At 60.3% G+C, this 11,917-nt stretch carries 18 protein-coding genes and 1 riboswitch; of the genes, 5 read left to right on the top strand and 13 right to left on the bottom strand.

Going from position 1 to position 11,917, the window contains the following annotated elements:
- Positions 1–168: 168 nt before the first annotated feature.
- Positions 169–825: an isoprenoid biosynthesis glyoxalase ElbB gene (gene elbB / locus G505_RS0101295; RefSeq protein ID WP_028107942.1), complete on the top strand. Its 657-nt coding sequence runs from the start codon at positions 169–171 to the stop codon at positions 823–825.
- A gap of 169 nt (positions 826–994) precedes the next feature.
- Here elbB and G505_RS0101290 read toward each other — a convergent pair whose 3' ends face one another.
- From G505_RS0101290 to G505_RS0101280, 3 genes are read right to left on the bottom strand one after another with little or no spacing between them, the layout of a single operon-like run.
- The gene (locus G505_RS0101290; RefSeq protein WP_028107941.1) at positions 995–1,426 is read right to left on the bottom strand and encodes a GNAT family N-acetyltransferase; all 432 of its coding nucleotides are present in this window, start codon (positions 1,424–1,426) and stop codon (positions 995–997) included.
- 8 nt (positions 1,427–1,434) lie between these two features.
- A complete protein-coding gene (locus G505_RS0101285; RefSeq protein WP_211219915.1) occupies positions 1,435–2,079 on the bottom strand; it encodes an HD domain-containing protein in 645 nt (214 codons plus the stop codon).
- Complete coding sequence (locus G505_RS0101280; RefSeq protein ID WP_028107939.1) at positions 2,079–2,744, bottom strand: 7-cyano-7-deazaguanine/7-aminomethyl-7-deazaguanine transporter; 666 nt, start codon at positions 2,742–2,744, stop codon at positions 2,079–2,081. The genes G505_RS0101285 and G505_RS0101280 overlap by 1 nt, the downstream gene beginning before the upstream one ends.
- Positions 2,745–2,983: 239 nt before the next feature.
- Here G505_RS0101280 and moeA point away from each other — a divergent pair, with 239 nt between their 5' ends.
- A complete protein-coding gene (gene moeA, locus G505_RS0101275; protein ID WP_028107938.1) occupies positions 2,984–4,234 on the top strand; it encodes a molybdopterin molybdotransferase MoeA in 1,251 nt (416 codons plus the stop codon).
- On the top strand, positions 4,234–4,980 hold the full coding sequence (gene moeB / locus G505_RS0101270) for a molybdopterin-synthase adenylyltransferase MoeB (RefSeq protein WP_028107937.1): 747 nt from the start codon (positions 4,234–4,236) through the stop codon (positions 4,978–4,980). Before moeA ends, moeB begins: the two co-directional genes overlap by 1 nt.
- Before the next feature lie 60 nt (positions 4,981–5,040).
- Here the strand turns inward: moeB and G505_RS22620 are convergent, their stop codons facing one another.
- Entirely contained in the window at positions 5,041–5,208 is a 168-nt protein-coding gene (locus G505_RS22620; protein ID WP_028107936.1) for a YqaE/Pmp3 family membrane protein, read from the bottom strand.
- A gap of 42 nt (positions 5,209–5,250) precedes the next feature.
- A complete protein-coding gene (locus G505_RS0101260) occupies positions 5,251–5,913 on the bottom strand; it encodes a TIGR01621 family pseudouridine synthase (protein ID WP_245568314.1) in 663 nt (220 codons plus the stop codon).
- A gap of 49 nt (positions 5,914–5,962) precedes the next feature.
- Between G505_RS0101260 and G505_RS0101255 the strand changes: the two genes are divergently transcribed.
- Both G505_RS0101255 and G505_RS0101250 read left to right on the top strand, forming a co-directional pair.
- Complete coding sequence (locus tag G505_RS0101255; protein WP_211219914.1) at positions 5,963–6,316, top strand: cupin domain-containing protein; 354 nt, start codon at positions 5,963–5,965, stop codon at positions 6,314–6,316.
- The gene (locus G505_RS0101250; RefSeq protein ID WP_028107933.1) at positions 6,309–6,701 is read left to right on the top strand and encodes a GFA family protein; all 393 of its coding nucleotides are present in this window, start codon (positions 6,309–6,311) and stop codon (positions 6,699–6,701) included. Before G505_RS0101255 ends, G505_RS0101250 begins: the two co-directional genes overlap by 8 nt.
- On the opposite strand, the gene G505_RS20210 is transcribed toward G505_RS0101250, so the two are convergent.
- From G505_RS20210 to moaA, 8 genes are all read right to left on the bottom strand, one after another.
- Positions 6,702–7,520 (bottom strand): ATP-binding cassette domain-containing protein, encoded by an 819-nt coding sequence (locus G505_RS20210; protein ID WP_157508948.1) that lies wholly within the window; start codon positions 7,518–7,520, stop codon positions 6,702–6,704. It lies immediately after the preceding gene.
- Between the two features lie 2 nt (positions 7,521–7,522).
- A complete protein-coding gene (gene modB / locus G505_RS0101240) occupies positions 7,523–8,209 on the bottom strand; it encodes a molybdate ABC transporter permease subunit (RefSeq protein WP_028107932.1) in 687 nt (228 codons plus the stop codon).
- Positions 8,193–8,939 carry a molybdate ABC transporter substrate-binding protein gene (gene modA / locus G505_RS0101235; protein WP_051215781.1) on the bottom strand — a complete coding sequence of 249 codons (747 nt, stop codon included), beginning with the start codon at positions 8,937–8,939 and terminating at the stop codon, positions 8,193–8,195. Before modA ends, modB begins: the two co-directional genes overlap by 17 nt.
- Entirely contained in the window at positions 8,939–9,391 is a 453-nt protein-coding gene (gene moaE, locus G505_RS0101230) for a molybdopterin synthase catalytic subunit MoaE (protein WP_028107930.1), read from the bottom strand. The genes modA and moaE overlap by 1 nt, the downstream gene beginning before the upstream one ends.
- Positions 9,392–9,393: 2 nt before the next feature.
- Positions 9,394–9,642, bottom strand: a complete 249-nt coding sequence (gene moaD / locus G505_RS0101225; protein WP_028107929.1) for a molybdopterin synthase sulfur carrier subunit — start codon at positions 9,640–9,642, stop codon at positions 9,394–9,396.
- A gap of 1 nt (position 9,643) precedes the next feature.
- Complete coding sequence (moaC, locus tag G505_RS0101220; RefSeq protein WP_028107928.1) at positions 9,644–10,129, bottom strand: cyclic pyranopterin monophosphate synthase MoaC; 486 nt, start codon at positions 10,127–10,129, stop codon at positions 9,644–9,646.
- Positions 10,126–10,653, bottom strand: coding sequence for a molybdenum cofactor biosynthesis protein B (gene moaB, locus G505_RS0101215; protein ID WP_028107927.1), 528 nt, complete (start codon positions 10,651–10,653; stop codon positions 10,126–10,128). Before moaB ends, moaC begins: the two co-directional genes overlap by 4 nt.
- Positions 10,654–10,718: 65 nt before the next feature.
- A complete protein-coding gene (gene moaA / locus G505_RS0101210; protein WP_028107926.1) occupies positions 10,719–11,699 on the bottom strand; it encodes a GTP 3',8-cyclase MoaA in 981 nt (326 codons plus the stop codon).
- A riboswitch (molybdenum cofactor riboswitch) is annotated at positions 11,688–11,821 on the bottom strand. Its footprint overlaps the gene before it by 12 nt.
- Positions 11,822–11,917 lie beyond the last annotated feature (96 nt).

Raw genomic sequence — 11,917 nt, 5'->3', positions numbered from 1 at the left:
CGGAGGATACACTGGAGGGCGTAAGTAACAGCGGCAATGCCATCCGACATCTGGCTGATTAAGTTAGCACAAAAAATCGCCGTGTATAGAGATCGTCGTTAACAACTTTGCAATATTTGGCTATATAAAATTAAATTTTTAGTCTCATGAGTAATAAGGAAAGAAACCATGAAGAGGATTGCGGTACTGCTCAGTGGCTCTGGTGTGTTTGATGGCTCGGAGATACACGAATCTGTCCTGGCCTTGCTGGCCATTCAGGAGAAGGGAGCGTCTTATCAGTGCTTTGCTCCCGACAGGCCTCAACTGCATGTGGTGAACCACCTCACCGGCGAGGTGGCAGAACAGGAGAGTCGCAACTGCCTGGTTGAGGCCGCCCGCATTGCCCGGGGGGAGGTGTTGCCCCTCAGCGATCTCCATGCAGCGGATTACGATGCCCTGGTGGTGCCTGGAGGCTTCGGTGCCGCCAAGAATCTGTGTGATTTTGCCCTGTCAGGCAGTGAGTGTCAGGTCAGTGATGATGTGATGGCGGTGGCCCTGGCGTTTGCCCAGGCGGGTAAGCCCTGTGGTTATCTTTGCATTGCGCCGATGATGTTGCCCCGCATCTATGGCGAGGGGGTGCAGGGCACCATAGGGAACGACCATGAGACCGCGGTCGCGTTCAACGCCATGGGCGGTGAGCACAGGGAGTGTGCGGTGGAGGAGATCCATGTGGATGAGCGCCACAAGGTGGTGACCACACCGGCTTACATGCTGGCCAAAAGCCTGCCTGAGGCCGCGGCGGGGATACGAGCCCTGGTTTCTCAGGTGATAGCGCTCTGTGATTAGGCCAATGTGGGCCCACATAAAAAATGGGCCGGCAACTGAGTTGCCGGCCTAAAACCGTGTGAGCAATGCTGTGAGCTAAAACAACCACCTTAACTATCAGGGGGCTAAAGTTGGAACGCAGTTAAATAACAACTATTCTCATTTGCATTGCAAGTGCCTTGGACACTTTTTATAAACTTTTTTCCAGCAGGATGCGGTAGTCCAGGGGGGTGTTGCTGGCTTTCTGCATATCCACCAGGTGATAGCCCTTGCCCAGCAGCATCCGCAGCATCTCTGGGTAGCGGTTGCGACTCTTCACCGTGATCAGTTTATAACCCTGTTCCTTTGCCCAGCTTTCCTGTGCCCGCAGCAGAGTTTTGGCCACACCCTGTCCCCGGAATTGGGGAAGCACCGCGCCCAGCCAGGAGTAGAACTGCTGCTCATCCAGGGCATAGCCCACCTTGAAGCCAGCGGCCTGGCCTTCCACCTCGGCGATCTGAATGAGGTGGGGAACCTCGCCCAGACGCTGATCGTACTCCTCTCTGGGGTAGGGAGTATCCAGCTCGGGGACCTGCTCCACCAGAGCCATCACTTCATCAATTGTGCCTTCACGCCAGTTCATAGGGTCTCTCACTCAGGTAATTCAGATTGCAGTTGTTGGATAAAACCTTCCATCCAGCGCCAGCGACGTTCGCCTTCTTGGCGTCCCGCATCGGTTTTCAGCTGGCCAGCCAGGTGCTGAAGCTTAACGTAGAAGTGGTCCAGGCAGTAGGTTTTGTCGTCATACTCTCTGGCGTCGGCGAAGGGATCGCCGCCGTGATACAGGGTACTCTGCCACTGGCCACCCAGCATCAGACAGCGGGCGGTGCCGATGGCGCCCAGGGCATCCAGGCGATCCGCATCCTGCAGTACCCGGGCTTCCAGGGTGTTGGTCTCTAGCCCGGCACTCCAGCTGTGGCTGGCGATGGCATGGTGGATGGCGTCCAGCAACTCGGCGGGGTAGTCGTGCTGTGCCAGCCAGGCGACCGCCGCATCGGCGCTCAGGGTCGAAGCCTGGCTGCGACGGGGATCGCGCTTGTCGATACTGACGCAATCGTGCAGCAGGGCCGCCGGCAGCAGGATGTCCGGATTGGCGCCCTCCTGCTGGCCCAGGCGTCCGGCCGTGGTGTAGACCCGGAGGATATGGTCCAGATCATGAGCGGCATCGCTCTGATGGGTGGTGAGCCAGTCCAGGCCCAGCTGCTTCAGTGATTCAGTGAAATGCCGCGGTGTCATCAGGCAAAGTGTCTCTCAGTGGTGGCGGACGACATCAGGATGCGGTCCGACAGGAATCTCAGCAGAACGCCATAGGCGGGCAGGAAGAGCCCAAGGCTGATCAGCAGCTTGAAGCCATAATCCACGCTGGCGATCTCCGGCCAGTGTTCTGCCATAAAGGGGTTGGAGCTGGCATAGAATGCCACTGAAAAGAACACCAGGGTATCGATCAGGTTCCCAAAAATAGTGGAAGCTGCCGGGGCCACCCACCAGGCGTTCATCTGACGCAGCCGGGCAAACACCTTGATGTCCATCAGCTGCCCCAAAAGATAGGCAGCAAAACTGGCGAAGGCGATGCGGCCGACGAAGGTGTTGAATTCGTGCAGCCCTTTGGCGCCCTGGAACTGGCCCTCGAAGAACAGCACCGACACCAGGTAGGAGGCCAGCAGAGCCGGCATCATGGCGCCAAAGATGATGCGCCGTGCCGGGGCTGCACCAAAGATGCGTACGGTCAGATCCGTGGCCAGGTAGACAAAGGGAAAGCTGAAGGCACCCCAGGTGGTGTGTTGGCCAAAGATTTGAAAGGGGAGCTGAACCAGGTAGTTACTGGCAGTGATCACCACAATATGAAAGCTGATCAGAATGATCAGGGCGCGTTTAACCTGCGCAGGGGTCAGTTGCAACATCGAGTGTACCTTTTTGGTAAGCGGGGTGAGGGAACCCGGGAAATTGTGAAATGCCCGGTCGTTGACCGGGGGGCGCAGATTATATCTGGGCGGGGGCAAAATACAAGGCCATGGCTGAGGGTTTTGACGCCGATGTCCGCACATTTTTGCATCAGCGCAGGTGAATATACCCGACTGGATCAATAGGTTTATCTGGGGCCCGGTGGCATAATGGTCGCCACTATGGCTCAAGAGGCAAGATGATGGCACAGCAGGACTGTTGCAGCCAGCCGGGGCTGATGCTTCCGGCCGAGGCACTGGAAAAGATGTACGCCGCCTGCGCTCCCCTGAACCGGGTGGAGGAGGTGGCTCTGGAAGAGGCGGTAGGCCGGGTGTTGGCGGAGGATATCTGCTCCCTGATCGATCTGCCCGCGTTCGATAACTCCTCCATGGACGGCTACGCCGTCCGCGCCGCCGAGGTGGTGGAGGGCCAACCCCTGACCATCGCTGGCAAAGCCTTTGCCGGTATCCCCTTCGACGGCGAGATTCCCGCAGGTGCCTGTGTGCGCATCATGACGGGGGCGCCGCTGCCTGCGCAGATGGACGCCATCATCATGCAGGAGGAGGCCAACGCCGAGGGCGACAGTGTCAGCTTTAACGTGGAGGTGTCTCCGGGCTTTTTCGTCCGTCACCGTGGCAGTGAACTGACCCAGGGGCAGAAGGTGCTGGATGCCGGTACCCGGGTGGGCGCCGCCGAGATCGGTGTGCTGGCCACAGCGGGCCATGGTCGGGTCAGGGTGCAGACGCCCATCAAGGTGGCGTTGTTTTCCACTGGTGACGAGCTGGTGCCTCCGGGCCAGCCGCTCGAGGCGGGTCAGATCTACGACTCCAACCGCCACGCCCTGCGGACCATGCTGACCGAGATGGGCGCCGAGGTGATCGATCTGGGGGTGATCCCCGATGATCTTGAGTTGGTGCGTGACGCCTTCCGCCGCGGCGATGAACTGGCCGACGTGGTGGTCACCTCCGGCGGTGTCTCCGTGGGAGAAGCGGATTACATCAAGGTGGTGCTGGATGAGATGGGCAGCATCAACTTCTGGAAGCTGGCGATCAAGCCGGGCAAGCCGTTCGCCTTCGGTAAGCTGCCCAACTCCTGGTTCTGTGGATTGCCCGGTAACCCGGTCTCCTCCATGGTGACCTGCTATCAACTGGTGCAGCCCTTCTTCAAGCATCTGGGCGGTGAACATCGTCACCAGCCTCTGACGCTGAATGCCACCCTGACCAACGCCATCCGTAAGAAGCCGGGTCGTCAGGAGTATCAGCGTGGCGTGCTCAGCCGCAATCAGCAGGGCCAACTCGAGGTCGCCACCACGGGCGCACAGGGGTCAGACATGACCACCTCCATGAGCCGGGCCAACTGCTTTATCGTCCTGTCCCGGGACGCCGGCGGTCAGGAGCCCGGTGTCCAGGTCACGGTGGAACCCTTCAACCAGGTTCTGGGAGGTCTGTAATGGAGATCCTGTCCGATAAGGAGTTGATGCGTTACAACCGCCAGATCGTCATTCCGGCGTTTGACATCGACGGCCAGGAAGCGCTGAAGCAGGCGCGGGTGCTGGTTATCGGGGTTGGTGGTCTGGGCTGCGGTGCCGCCCAGTACCTGGCGGCGGCCGGAGTCGGCCACCTGACCCTGGTGGACTTCGATGAGGTGGAGGGCCACAACCTGCAGCGACAGATCCTGCATACCGATGCCCGGGTGGGGATGAACAAGGCGGAGTCCGCCAAGGCGGCCATCGCCGAGCTCAACCACTATGTGGAGGTGGCGGTGATCACCGAGCGATTGGAAGATGAGGCCCTGACGGCTCAGGTGGCGGATCATACTCTGGTGCTGGACTGCACCGACAACCTGGATACCCGCAATCAGCTGAATCGAGTCTGCTATGGGGCCAAGGTGCCCCTGGTCTCCGGGGCTGCCATCCGCATGGAGGGGTTGGTGACCGTGCTCAATTACGCCGAGGACCAGCCCTGTTACCACTGCTTCTCAGCCATGTTCGGTGACCAACAGCTCAGCTGCGTCGAGAGCGGCATTCTCTCCCCCGTGGTGGGACTGATCTCCAGCATACAGGCCACCGAGGCGATCAAACAGATCTCCGGCATGGGCAAGCCCCTGCATGGCCGCATGTTGATGGTGGATGCCATGACCATGCAGTTCCGGGAGATGAAAGTGCCCAAGATGCCCGGCTGCAGCGTCTGCGGTTAAGCGGGACGTCAGTGAAGAGGAGGGCCAGCGGGCCCTCTTTTTGGTTCTTACCTGCGATGATTAGCCGCGGTTGACCACCCACAGGGCGTGGAGGATGCCCGGGAGGTAGAACAACAGGCACAGCAGGATGTTGATCAGCAGCGGGCCACCCATTCCCCGGTGCAGGAATACCGCCACAGGCGGCAGCAGAATGGCGATGAGGCTGAGGAGGAGCTTGTCTTTATCCATCAGTTTTCCTTAGCGTTATTCTTATTCTCAGTATAACGCCATTTACAGAGGAGAGTGTGCCTGCCACTGGCGAACGGCTGCCTGAACCTGGGGCGACAGGTAGTGCTCTCCCCGCTCGGGCAGGCCGCAGAAGTGATGCTGCTCTCCGCGAAACTCGAACGCCAGGCTCAGGGCGTGCAGATAGGTGCGATCTGCATCGCTGCCGCCGTAGAGCCGGTCTCCCAGGATGGGTGCACCCAGGCTCTTGAGGCTGACGCGAATCTGGTGGGTCTTGCCACTCAGGGGGCGCAGCAGGTAGAGGCGCATTCCCTCGCCGAGGCCGGTACTGACAAACTGGGTACTGGCCTGACCTCCTTCCCCCTCCCGGGCCAGTTTCCAGGCCCCCCGCCTGGCTTTGACGATATGCCCCTTGACCCACCCCTGTTTCTTCTTGGGCTTGCTGTCCGACAGGGCCAAGTATCGCTTTTCCATGCTATGTTCGGCAAAGGCGCGGCTGAGTTCGGCGGCAGCCTCTGATGAGCGGGCCAGCAGCAATACCCCGGACGTGGGGGTGTCCAGCCGGTGGACCGGGTAGAGCTTCTGCCCAAGCTGTGCTTCCAGCTGCACCACCAGTCCGGGCTGACCATCCTGGCTGTGGAAGTGCACCCCTTCGGGCTTGTTGATCACCACAAAGTGTGGCTGTTGGCAGAGAACTGGAATCATCATCGGCGAGGCGTTTACTGGGAATGGCGGCAGTGTACGGAGGATGTGCGGGATGAGCAAGGTGATGTGTCGTGACAATGCGGAGCACTACCTCTGGAGCAATGACTGCCAGGGTTGGCATCTGGTTCGCAGTGACCAACTGAGCGTCATCGAGGAGGAGGTGCCCCCGGGAGGCGCTGAGGTCGGTCATCACCATGGCGTGGCCCGCCAGTTTTTCTATCTGCTGGCGGGGGAGGCGACTCTGGTGGTGGAGGGGGAGCCGGTGATTCTGGTTGCGGGTCAGGGATATGAGGTGGCCCCTGGAGTGCACCACAGATTTGAAAACCGCTCCTGTGAGCCGGTGCGGTTTCTGGTGATCTCCAGCCCGCCGGCCCAGGGAGACAGAGTGGAGGAGAGTGATGGATAGAGAAGCCAGTTGCAGCTGCGGCCAGTTGAGGCTGGAGGTTCGCGGTGAGCCCATCAGGGTATCGGTGTGTCACTGCCGGGCCTGCCAGCGCCGCACCGGCAGTGTATTTGGGGCCCAGGCCAGGTTTTCAGAGAGCCAGGTGGTGCAGCATGGAGAGGCGGCGGTCTATGAGCGTCAGGGGGACAGCGGCAACGGAGTGCATTGTGGCTTTTGTCCCCGCTGTGGGTCCACGATAACCCTCAGGCTGGAAGGGTTGGACGACATGGTGGTGGTGCCCGTGGGCGCGTTTGCTGACAGTGAGTTTCCTGCCCCCGGGGTCAGTGTCTACGAGGCCAGGATCCATCCCTGGGTCAGCCTCATTGGCGAGTTGACCCACCTGGATTGATCACTTGGTCGAGGCGCTGCGCAGCCAGCGGGGCTCAGACACCAGTCCCACCACCTGGCCCGCTTCCAATTCCGGGGCGTGCTCTGCCAGGGTCAGGGTGAGCTGGCGGGTTTCGGGGTCATAGTGCGCCACTTCGGCGTGGCCTCGACGCTTGGGCAGCCGTTGACCCACTTCGTCCGTGGGGCCGACGGCATCGATGCAGCCATGACCCATCAGGATCAATGGATCGCACAGGCTCAGGGTTTCAGAGACCGAGTGGCTGATGTAGACCATGGGGAAGGGGGTGGCACTGTCATTGAGAAATCCCATCAGGTGCTGACGGCTGGCAAAGTCCAGGGCGGCCAAAGGCTCATCCAGTAGCAGGATCTTCGGGGCTGCCATCAGCGCCCGGGCGATGGCTACCCGCTGCCTTTGTCCCGCGGAGAGCGACGGGGCGGGCTTGTCCATCAGATCGCGGATGCCACAGCCATCGATCACCTTCTGCAGGGGAATCACCTTATCTTTGGCTTGGCTCTTGGCCAGTTCCAGGTTGCCACGTACCGTCAGGTGAGGGAACAGGCGGCTGTCCTGAAACACCATGCCGATGCGGCGCTGTTCCGGCGGCAGGAAGATCCCCTGGTCACTGTCCTGAAGCACCCGGCCATCGAGTTCGATGCGGCCGCTGAGTTCCCGGTTGAGGCCGGCAATGGCCCTGAGCAGGGTGGTCTTGCCGACGCCTGAAGGGCCGAACAGGCCGGTGATCCCCTCCATCTGCAGATCGCACTTGGCGTTGAACTGAAATTGGCCGAGTTGGCCGTGCAGGTCAAAACTGAGAAGCATGGTTACCAGTACCCCCAACGGCGTTCATTCTGTTGCAGGAAGCCATAGATAAACACCAGCAGTGCCATGGACAGGGCCAGCAGGCCTCCGGCCAGCATATGGGCCTGGTCATAGGCCAGGGCTTCTACGTGTTCAAACAGGGCGATGGAGATCACCTGGGTTTCCCCTGGAATGTTGCCGCCAATCATCAGCACCACACCAAACTCGCCCAGGGTATGGGCAAAGCCCAGCATGGCGGCCAGCAGGAAGCTGCGCTTGGTCATGGGGAACACCACATAATGAAATCGCTTCCATCGTCCCATCCCCAGGGTGGCGGCGGCTTCCAGCTCGCCGGTCCCCATGGTCACAAACCCCGACTGCAGAGGCTGAACCACGAAGGGCAGGGAATAGATCATCGAGCCTATCACCAGGCCGGCGAAGGAGAACGCCAGGGAGTGACCAAACACCCCCTCGAACATGGATCCCATGGCGTACTGAGGGGAGAAGGCCAGCAACAGGTAGAACCCCAACACCGTGGGGGGCAGCACCAGCGGCAGGGCCACCACGGCTTCCACCATGGGGCGAAGCCTGGATCGGCTGTGAGCCAGCCACCAGGCCAGCGGCGGGCACACCAGAATCAGGCAGAGCGTGGTGATTGCCGCCAGTTTAAAGGTGACCCACAGGGCCTCGAGGTCAGCGCTTGGCAACATGGGCGCTTACCTGATAGCCAGCCTCGGTCAGCAGTTGCTGCTGTTGATTGAGGTAGTCCAGCAACTGCTGGGCCAGTTGTGGGTTGGTGGTGCGCTTGAGCACCACGGCCTGCTGCTTTAGGGGGGCATAGTAGTGTTCGGGGACCACCCAGTAGTGGCTGGCGTCCACCCCGGCGCTGCGCAGCTGGGACAGGGCCACCAGACCCGCCTGAACGTTGCCGCTGTCCACGTACTGATAGGCTTGCAGGATGTTGCTGCCGGTCACCAGTTTGCCCTTGAACTGTTTCACCAGGTCCAGCCGGCTGAGCACCTGTTGTGCCGCGGCGCCGTAGGGCGCCAGCCTGGGGTTGGCGATGGCCAGCTTCTTTTGCCATTGAGTCAGGCTTTGCTCGCTGGGTTGACCTTGTCGTTGCCAGTAGGCCAGCTGACCGATGGCGTAGGTAACCCGGCTGCCGGGAAGGATCTTCTGCTCCTTCTCCAGAAGTTGAGGGCGTCGGCTGTCGGCGGCCAGGAACAGATCGAAAGGCGCGCCGTGCTGGATCTGGGTATAGAGGGCGCCGGTGGCGCCGGAAGAGATGCGCACCCTGTGGCCGGTTTCCGCTTCGAAGCGCTCGGCCACCTGGGTCAGTGTATGGGCGAAGTTGGCGGCCACCGCCACCTTGAGTTCGTCGGCGGCAACATGAAAGGTCGCCGCCATCATCAGGGCAACCGCCAAGATTCGCGTCATCATTACTGCTCCTCGCGCCACATCTCGGCGGCCTGTTGATCGGAGTCCTTGGCGTCCACCCACTGGGCTTGGTCCTCGGTCACCTCCTTCTTCCAGAACGGGGCCCGGGTTTTCAGGAAATCGATCAGGTATTCGCAGGCGGCGAAGGCAGCTTTGCGATGGGCGCTGGAGACGCCGATAAAGACGATCTGGTCGGAGAGATCCAGAGGGCCAACCCGGTGGATGATGGTCACCTGATCCAGGGGCCAGCGCTCGCGGGCCTCCTGCTCAATCTGGGTCAGCACCGCTTGCGTCATGCCCGGATAGTGCTCCAGTACCATCCGGGTGACGCCATGGTGATCACCAAAATCTCGCACCTTGCCGACGAAGGTGACCACGGCGCCACAGGCGGGGTTGTCCGCCAGTTTGGCGTACTCTTCGCCCACGTTGAAATCTTCGGTCTGCACCCGATTCATCACTAGCCTCCGGTTACCGGTGGGAAGAAGGCCACTTCATCGCCGTCTTCGAGCTCTACCTGCCATTGGCTCAGGGTCTGGTTGACCGCGACCAGCAGATTGTCGGACCCCAGAGCCTGCTGCCACTTGTCGCCCTGAGCCGCCAGGAAGGTACGCAGACTGTTGGTGGTCATGGCGTGTTGATATTCCAGCTCAATCTGGTCGACGCCAATCACTTCGCGAACCTGCGCGAAAAACAAAACCTTAATCATCTTATGCCTCATCAATCTTAAAGTGACCGGACTTGCCGCCGCGCTTTTCAAGCAGCTTGACCCCGTCGATGATCATGTCTTTCTGTACCGCTTTGCACATGTCGTAGATGGTCAGGGCCGCCACGGAGGCGGCGGTCAGGGCTTCCATCTCTACGCCGGTCTGACCGGCCAGTTTGCACAGGCTGCGGATGCGCACCAGGTCGTTTTCAGGCTCCGGCAGGATATCCAACTCCACCTTGGTCAGCATCAGGGGGTGACACAGGGGGATCAGGTTGGAGGTCTGCTTGGCGGCCATGATGCCAGCCACCCGGGCGGTGGCGAACACATCACCCTTGTGGTGACGGCCCTCGACGATCATCGCCAGGGTTTCTGCTGCCATACGCACCACCGCTTCTGCCCGGGCTTCCCGCTCGGTGACGCTCTTCTCGGTCACGTCCACCATGTGGGCTTCGCCCTTGGGGTTGATGTGGGTAAACTCGCTCATCACTCAGCCTCAACGGGTTTCAGGTGGGTGACGAAGTTGCAGGGCTTGTGGGTGCTGTCCAGCTGCTCAACCAGGATCTTGTTCCAACCGGTGCGACAGGCGCCGGTGGAGCCTGGCAGGCAGAAGATGGCGGTGCGGTTGGCCATGCCGCCGATGGCACGGGACTGCACAGTGCTGGTGCCCAGTTCGGTGAAGGTGATGTGGCGGAACAGCTCACCAAAGCCTTCGATCTGCTTATCAAACAGGGGAGAGACCGCTTCAGGGGTGGAGTCACGCTCGGTGAAGCCGGTGCCGCCGGTGGTGATGATCACCTGGACGTTGTCAGACGCGATCCACTCGGAGAGGACGGCACGAATGTGGTATTTGTCATCCTTGATGATGCGGCGGTCTGCCAGCTTGTGGCCTGCAGCCAGCAGGGAATCCTCCAGGAATTGCCCGGACTTGTCAGTGTCGAAGCTGCGGGTGTCGGACAGAGTCAGAACCGCGATATTCAGAGGTACGAAATTGGCTTGTGAAAGGTGTCCCATAATGGTGTCTCTCGCTTAATTATCAGGGTCTTGGCCCTTGAGCATCAATCCTTGGTGTATTCGGGTCAACCGCCAATGGAGGCCAGGTGCTGGGTTACCCCGGTCAGGCCTTCGTGCAGTTGATGGGTTGCCCCCTTGAGCCTGAGTTGCTCATGGAGGCGGGCAATGAGTTCGGGCTGGTGATCGTCGTGGCCCAGGAGATCCCTCAGTTCGATGCCGCACTCGGTGAAAAGACACAGGTGCAGTTTGCCGATGGAGGAGACCCGCAGTCGGTTGCAGGTGGCACAGAAATCCTTGGCGTAGGGCATGATCAGGCCGATACGTCCGGCGAAATCCGGGTGACTGAAGTTGAGCGCCGGGCCGTCGTCCGGGCCGCGGGGATCTTCGGTCCACCCCTGGGACAGCAGTTGCTGTTTGATCACCTGGCCGGAGATATGGTGTTTCTGGAAGTAATCCTGTCCCAGCCCGGTTTCCATCAGTTCGATAAAGCGGATGTCCACCCGGCGGTGACGGATATATTCGAGGAACTGGGGCAGTTGCTGAGCGTTGAGGTCCTTGAGCAGAACCACGTTGATCTTCACCCGCCGATAACCGGTCTCAAGGGCGGCTTCGATGCCATCGAGCACCAGCTGTTGGCGGCCGTCGCCGGTGATTTGCCGGAACAGGCCCTCGTCCATGCTGTCCAGGGACACGTTGATCTGGCTCAGACCGAGATCGAACCAGCGCTGGGCATTGGCGGCAAGGCGGTAGCCGTTGGTGGTGGTGGCCACGGTATTGACCCCGGGGGTATTGGCCGCCAGTTCGATGACGTCGTTGAAGTCCTTACGCATGGTGGGCTCGCCACCGGTGATGCGGATCTTGCGGGTGCCCACCTGGGCAAAGGCGGTCACAACCCGGCGGATCTCATCCAGGGTCAGGAAGCGGGGTTTTCCGTCGGGACGGTAGCCGTCAGGCAGGCAGTACTGACACTTGAAGTTGCAAGCGTCGGTAATGGACAGACGAAGATAGTGAAATTCCCGCCCAAAGCGGTCGTTTAGCTGTGTCATGTGTCACCTTTCCAAACACGGGAGGTAGCTCGATTTCTCGCAGCTACCCTGGTGGCAGATTTGCCACGGCCTGGGAACCATATGGTCACTTAGGTCGTCCAGGCTCGGTCACAATTTTTTGTAAGTGTAATCCAAGCTCCCCTTATTCAACAACGTGGATTGATCACACTTCGGTGTTCAGTTGGAACTGTTTTTCTCGAATCTGGCTCGTTTTTCAT

The organism is Ferrimonas futtsuensis DSM 18154 (assembly GCF_000422645.1).
Taxonomy (GTDB): domain Bacteria; phylum Pseudomonadota; class Gammaproteobacteria; order Enterobacterales; family Shewanellaceae; genus Ferrimonas; species Ferrimonas futtsuensis.
The sequence above is the reverse complement of the archived record's forward strand: the minus strand, read 5'-3'. Positions and strand labels throughout refer to the sequence as shown.

Excerpts from the sequence above, each read along its gene's own strand:
- G505_RS0101290 (WP_028107941.1), bottom strand. The coding sequence starts at position 1,426 with ATGAACTGGCGTGAAGGCACAATTGATGAAGTGATGGCTCTGGTGGAG.
- G505_RS0101280 (WP_028107939.1), bottom strand. The coding sequence starts at position 2,744 with ATGTTGCAACTGACCCCTGCGCAGGTTAAACGCGCCCTGATCATTCTG.
- G505_RS0101285 (WP_211219915.1), bottom strand. The coding sequence starts at position 2,079 with ATGACACCGCGGCATTTCACTGAATCACTGAAGCAGCTGGGCCTGGAC.
- moaA (WP_028107926.1), bottom strand. The coding sequence starts at position 11,699 with ATGACACAGCTAAACGACCGCTTTGGGCGGGAATTTCACTATCTTCGT.
- moaB (WP_028107927.1), bottom strand. The coding sequence starts at position 10,653 with ATGGGACACCTTTCACAAGCCAATTTCGTACCTCTGAATATCGCGGTT.
- moeB (WP_028107937.1), top strand. The coding sequence starts at position 4,234 with ATGGAGATCCTGTCCGATAAGGAGTTGATGCGTTACAACCGCCAGATC.
- G505_RS20210 (WP_157508948.1), bottom strand. The coding sequence starts at position 7,520 with ATGCTTCTCAGTTTTGACCTGCACGGCCAACTCGGCCAATTTCAGTTC.
- G505_RS0101260 (WP_245568314.1), bottom strand. The coding sequence starts at position 5,913 with ATGATGATTCCAGTTCTCTGCCAACAGCCACACTTTGTGGTGATCAAC.
- modB (WP_028107932.1), bottom strand. The coding sequence starts at position 8,209 with ATGTTGCCAAGCGCTGACCTCGAGGCCCTGTGGGTCACCTTTAAACTG.
- G505_RS22620 (WP_028107936.1), bottom strand. The coding sequence starts at position 5,208 with ATGGATAAAGACAAGCTCCTCCTCAGCCTCATCGCCATTCTGCTGCCG.
- moaE (WP_028107930.1), bottom strand. The coding sequence starts at position 9,391 with ATGAATCGGGTGCAGACCGAAGATTTCAACGTGGGCGAAGAGTACGCC.
- G505_RS0101255 (WP_211219914.1), top strand. The coding sequence starts at position 5,963 with ATGAGCAAGGTGATGTGTCGTGACAATGCGGAGCACTACCTCTGGAGC.
- G505_RS0101250 (WP_028107933.1), top strand. The coding sequence starts at position 6,309 with ATGGATAGAGAAGCCAGTTGCAGCTGCGGCCAGTTGAGGCTGGAGGTT.
- moaD (WP_028107929.1), bottom strand. The coding sequence starts at position 9,642 with ATGATTAAGGTTTTGTTTTTCGCGCAGGTTCGCGAAGTGATTGGCGTC.
- moeA (WP_028107938.1), top strand. The coding sequence starts at position 2,984 with ATGATGGCACAGCAGGACTGTTGCAGCCAGCCGGGGCTGATGCTTCCG.
- elbB (WP_028107942.1), top strand. The coding sequence starts at position 169 with ATGAAGAGGATTGCGGTACTGCTCAGTGGCTCTGGTGTGTTTGATGGC.
- modA (WP_051215781.1), bottom strand. The coding sequence starts at position 8,939 with ATGATGACGCGAATCTTGGCGGTTGCCCTGATGATGGCGGCGACCTTT.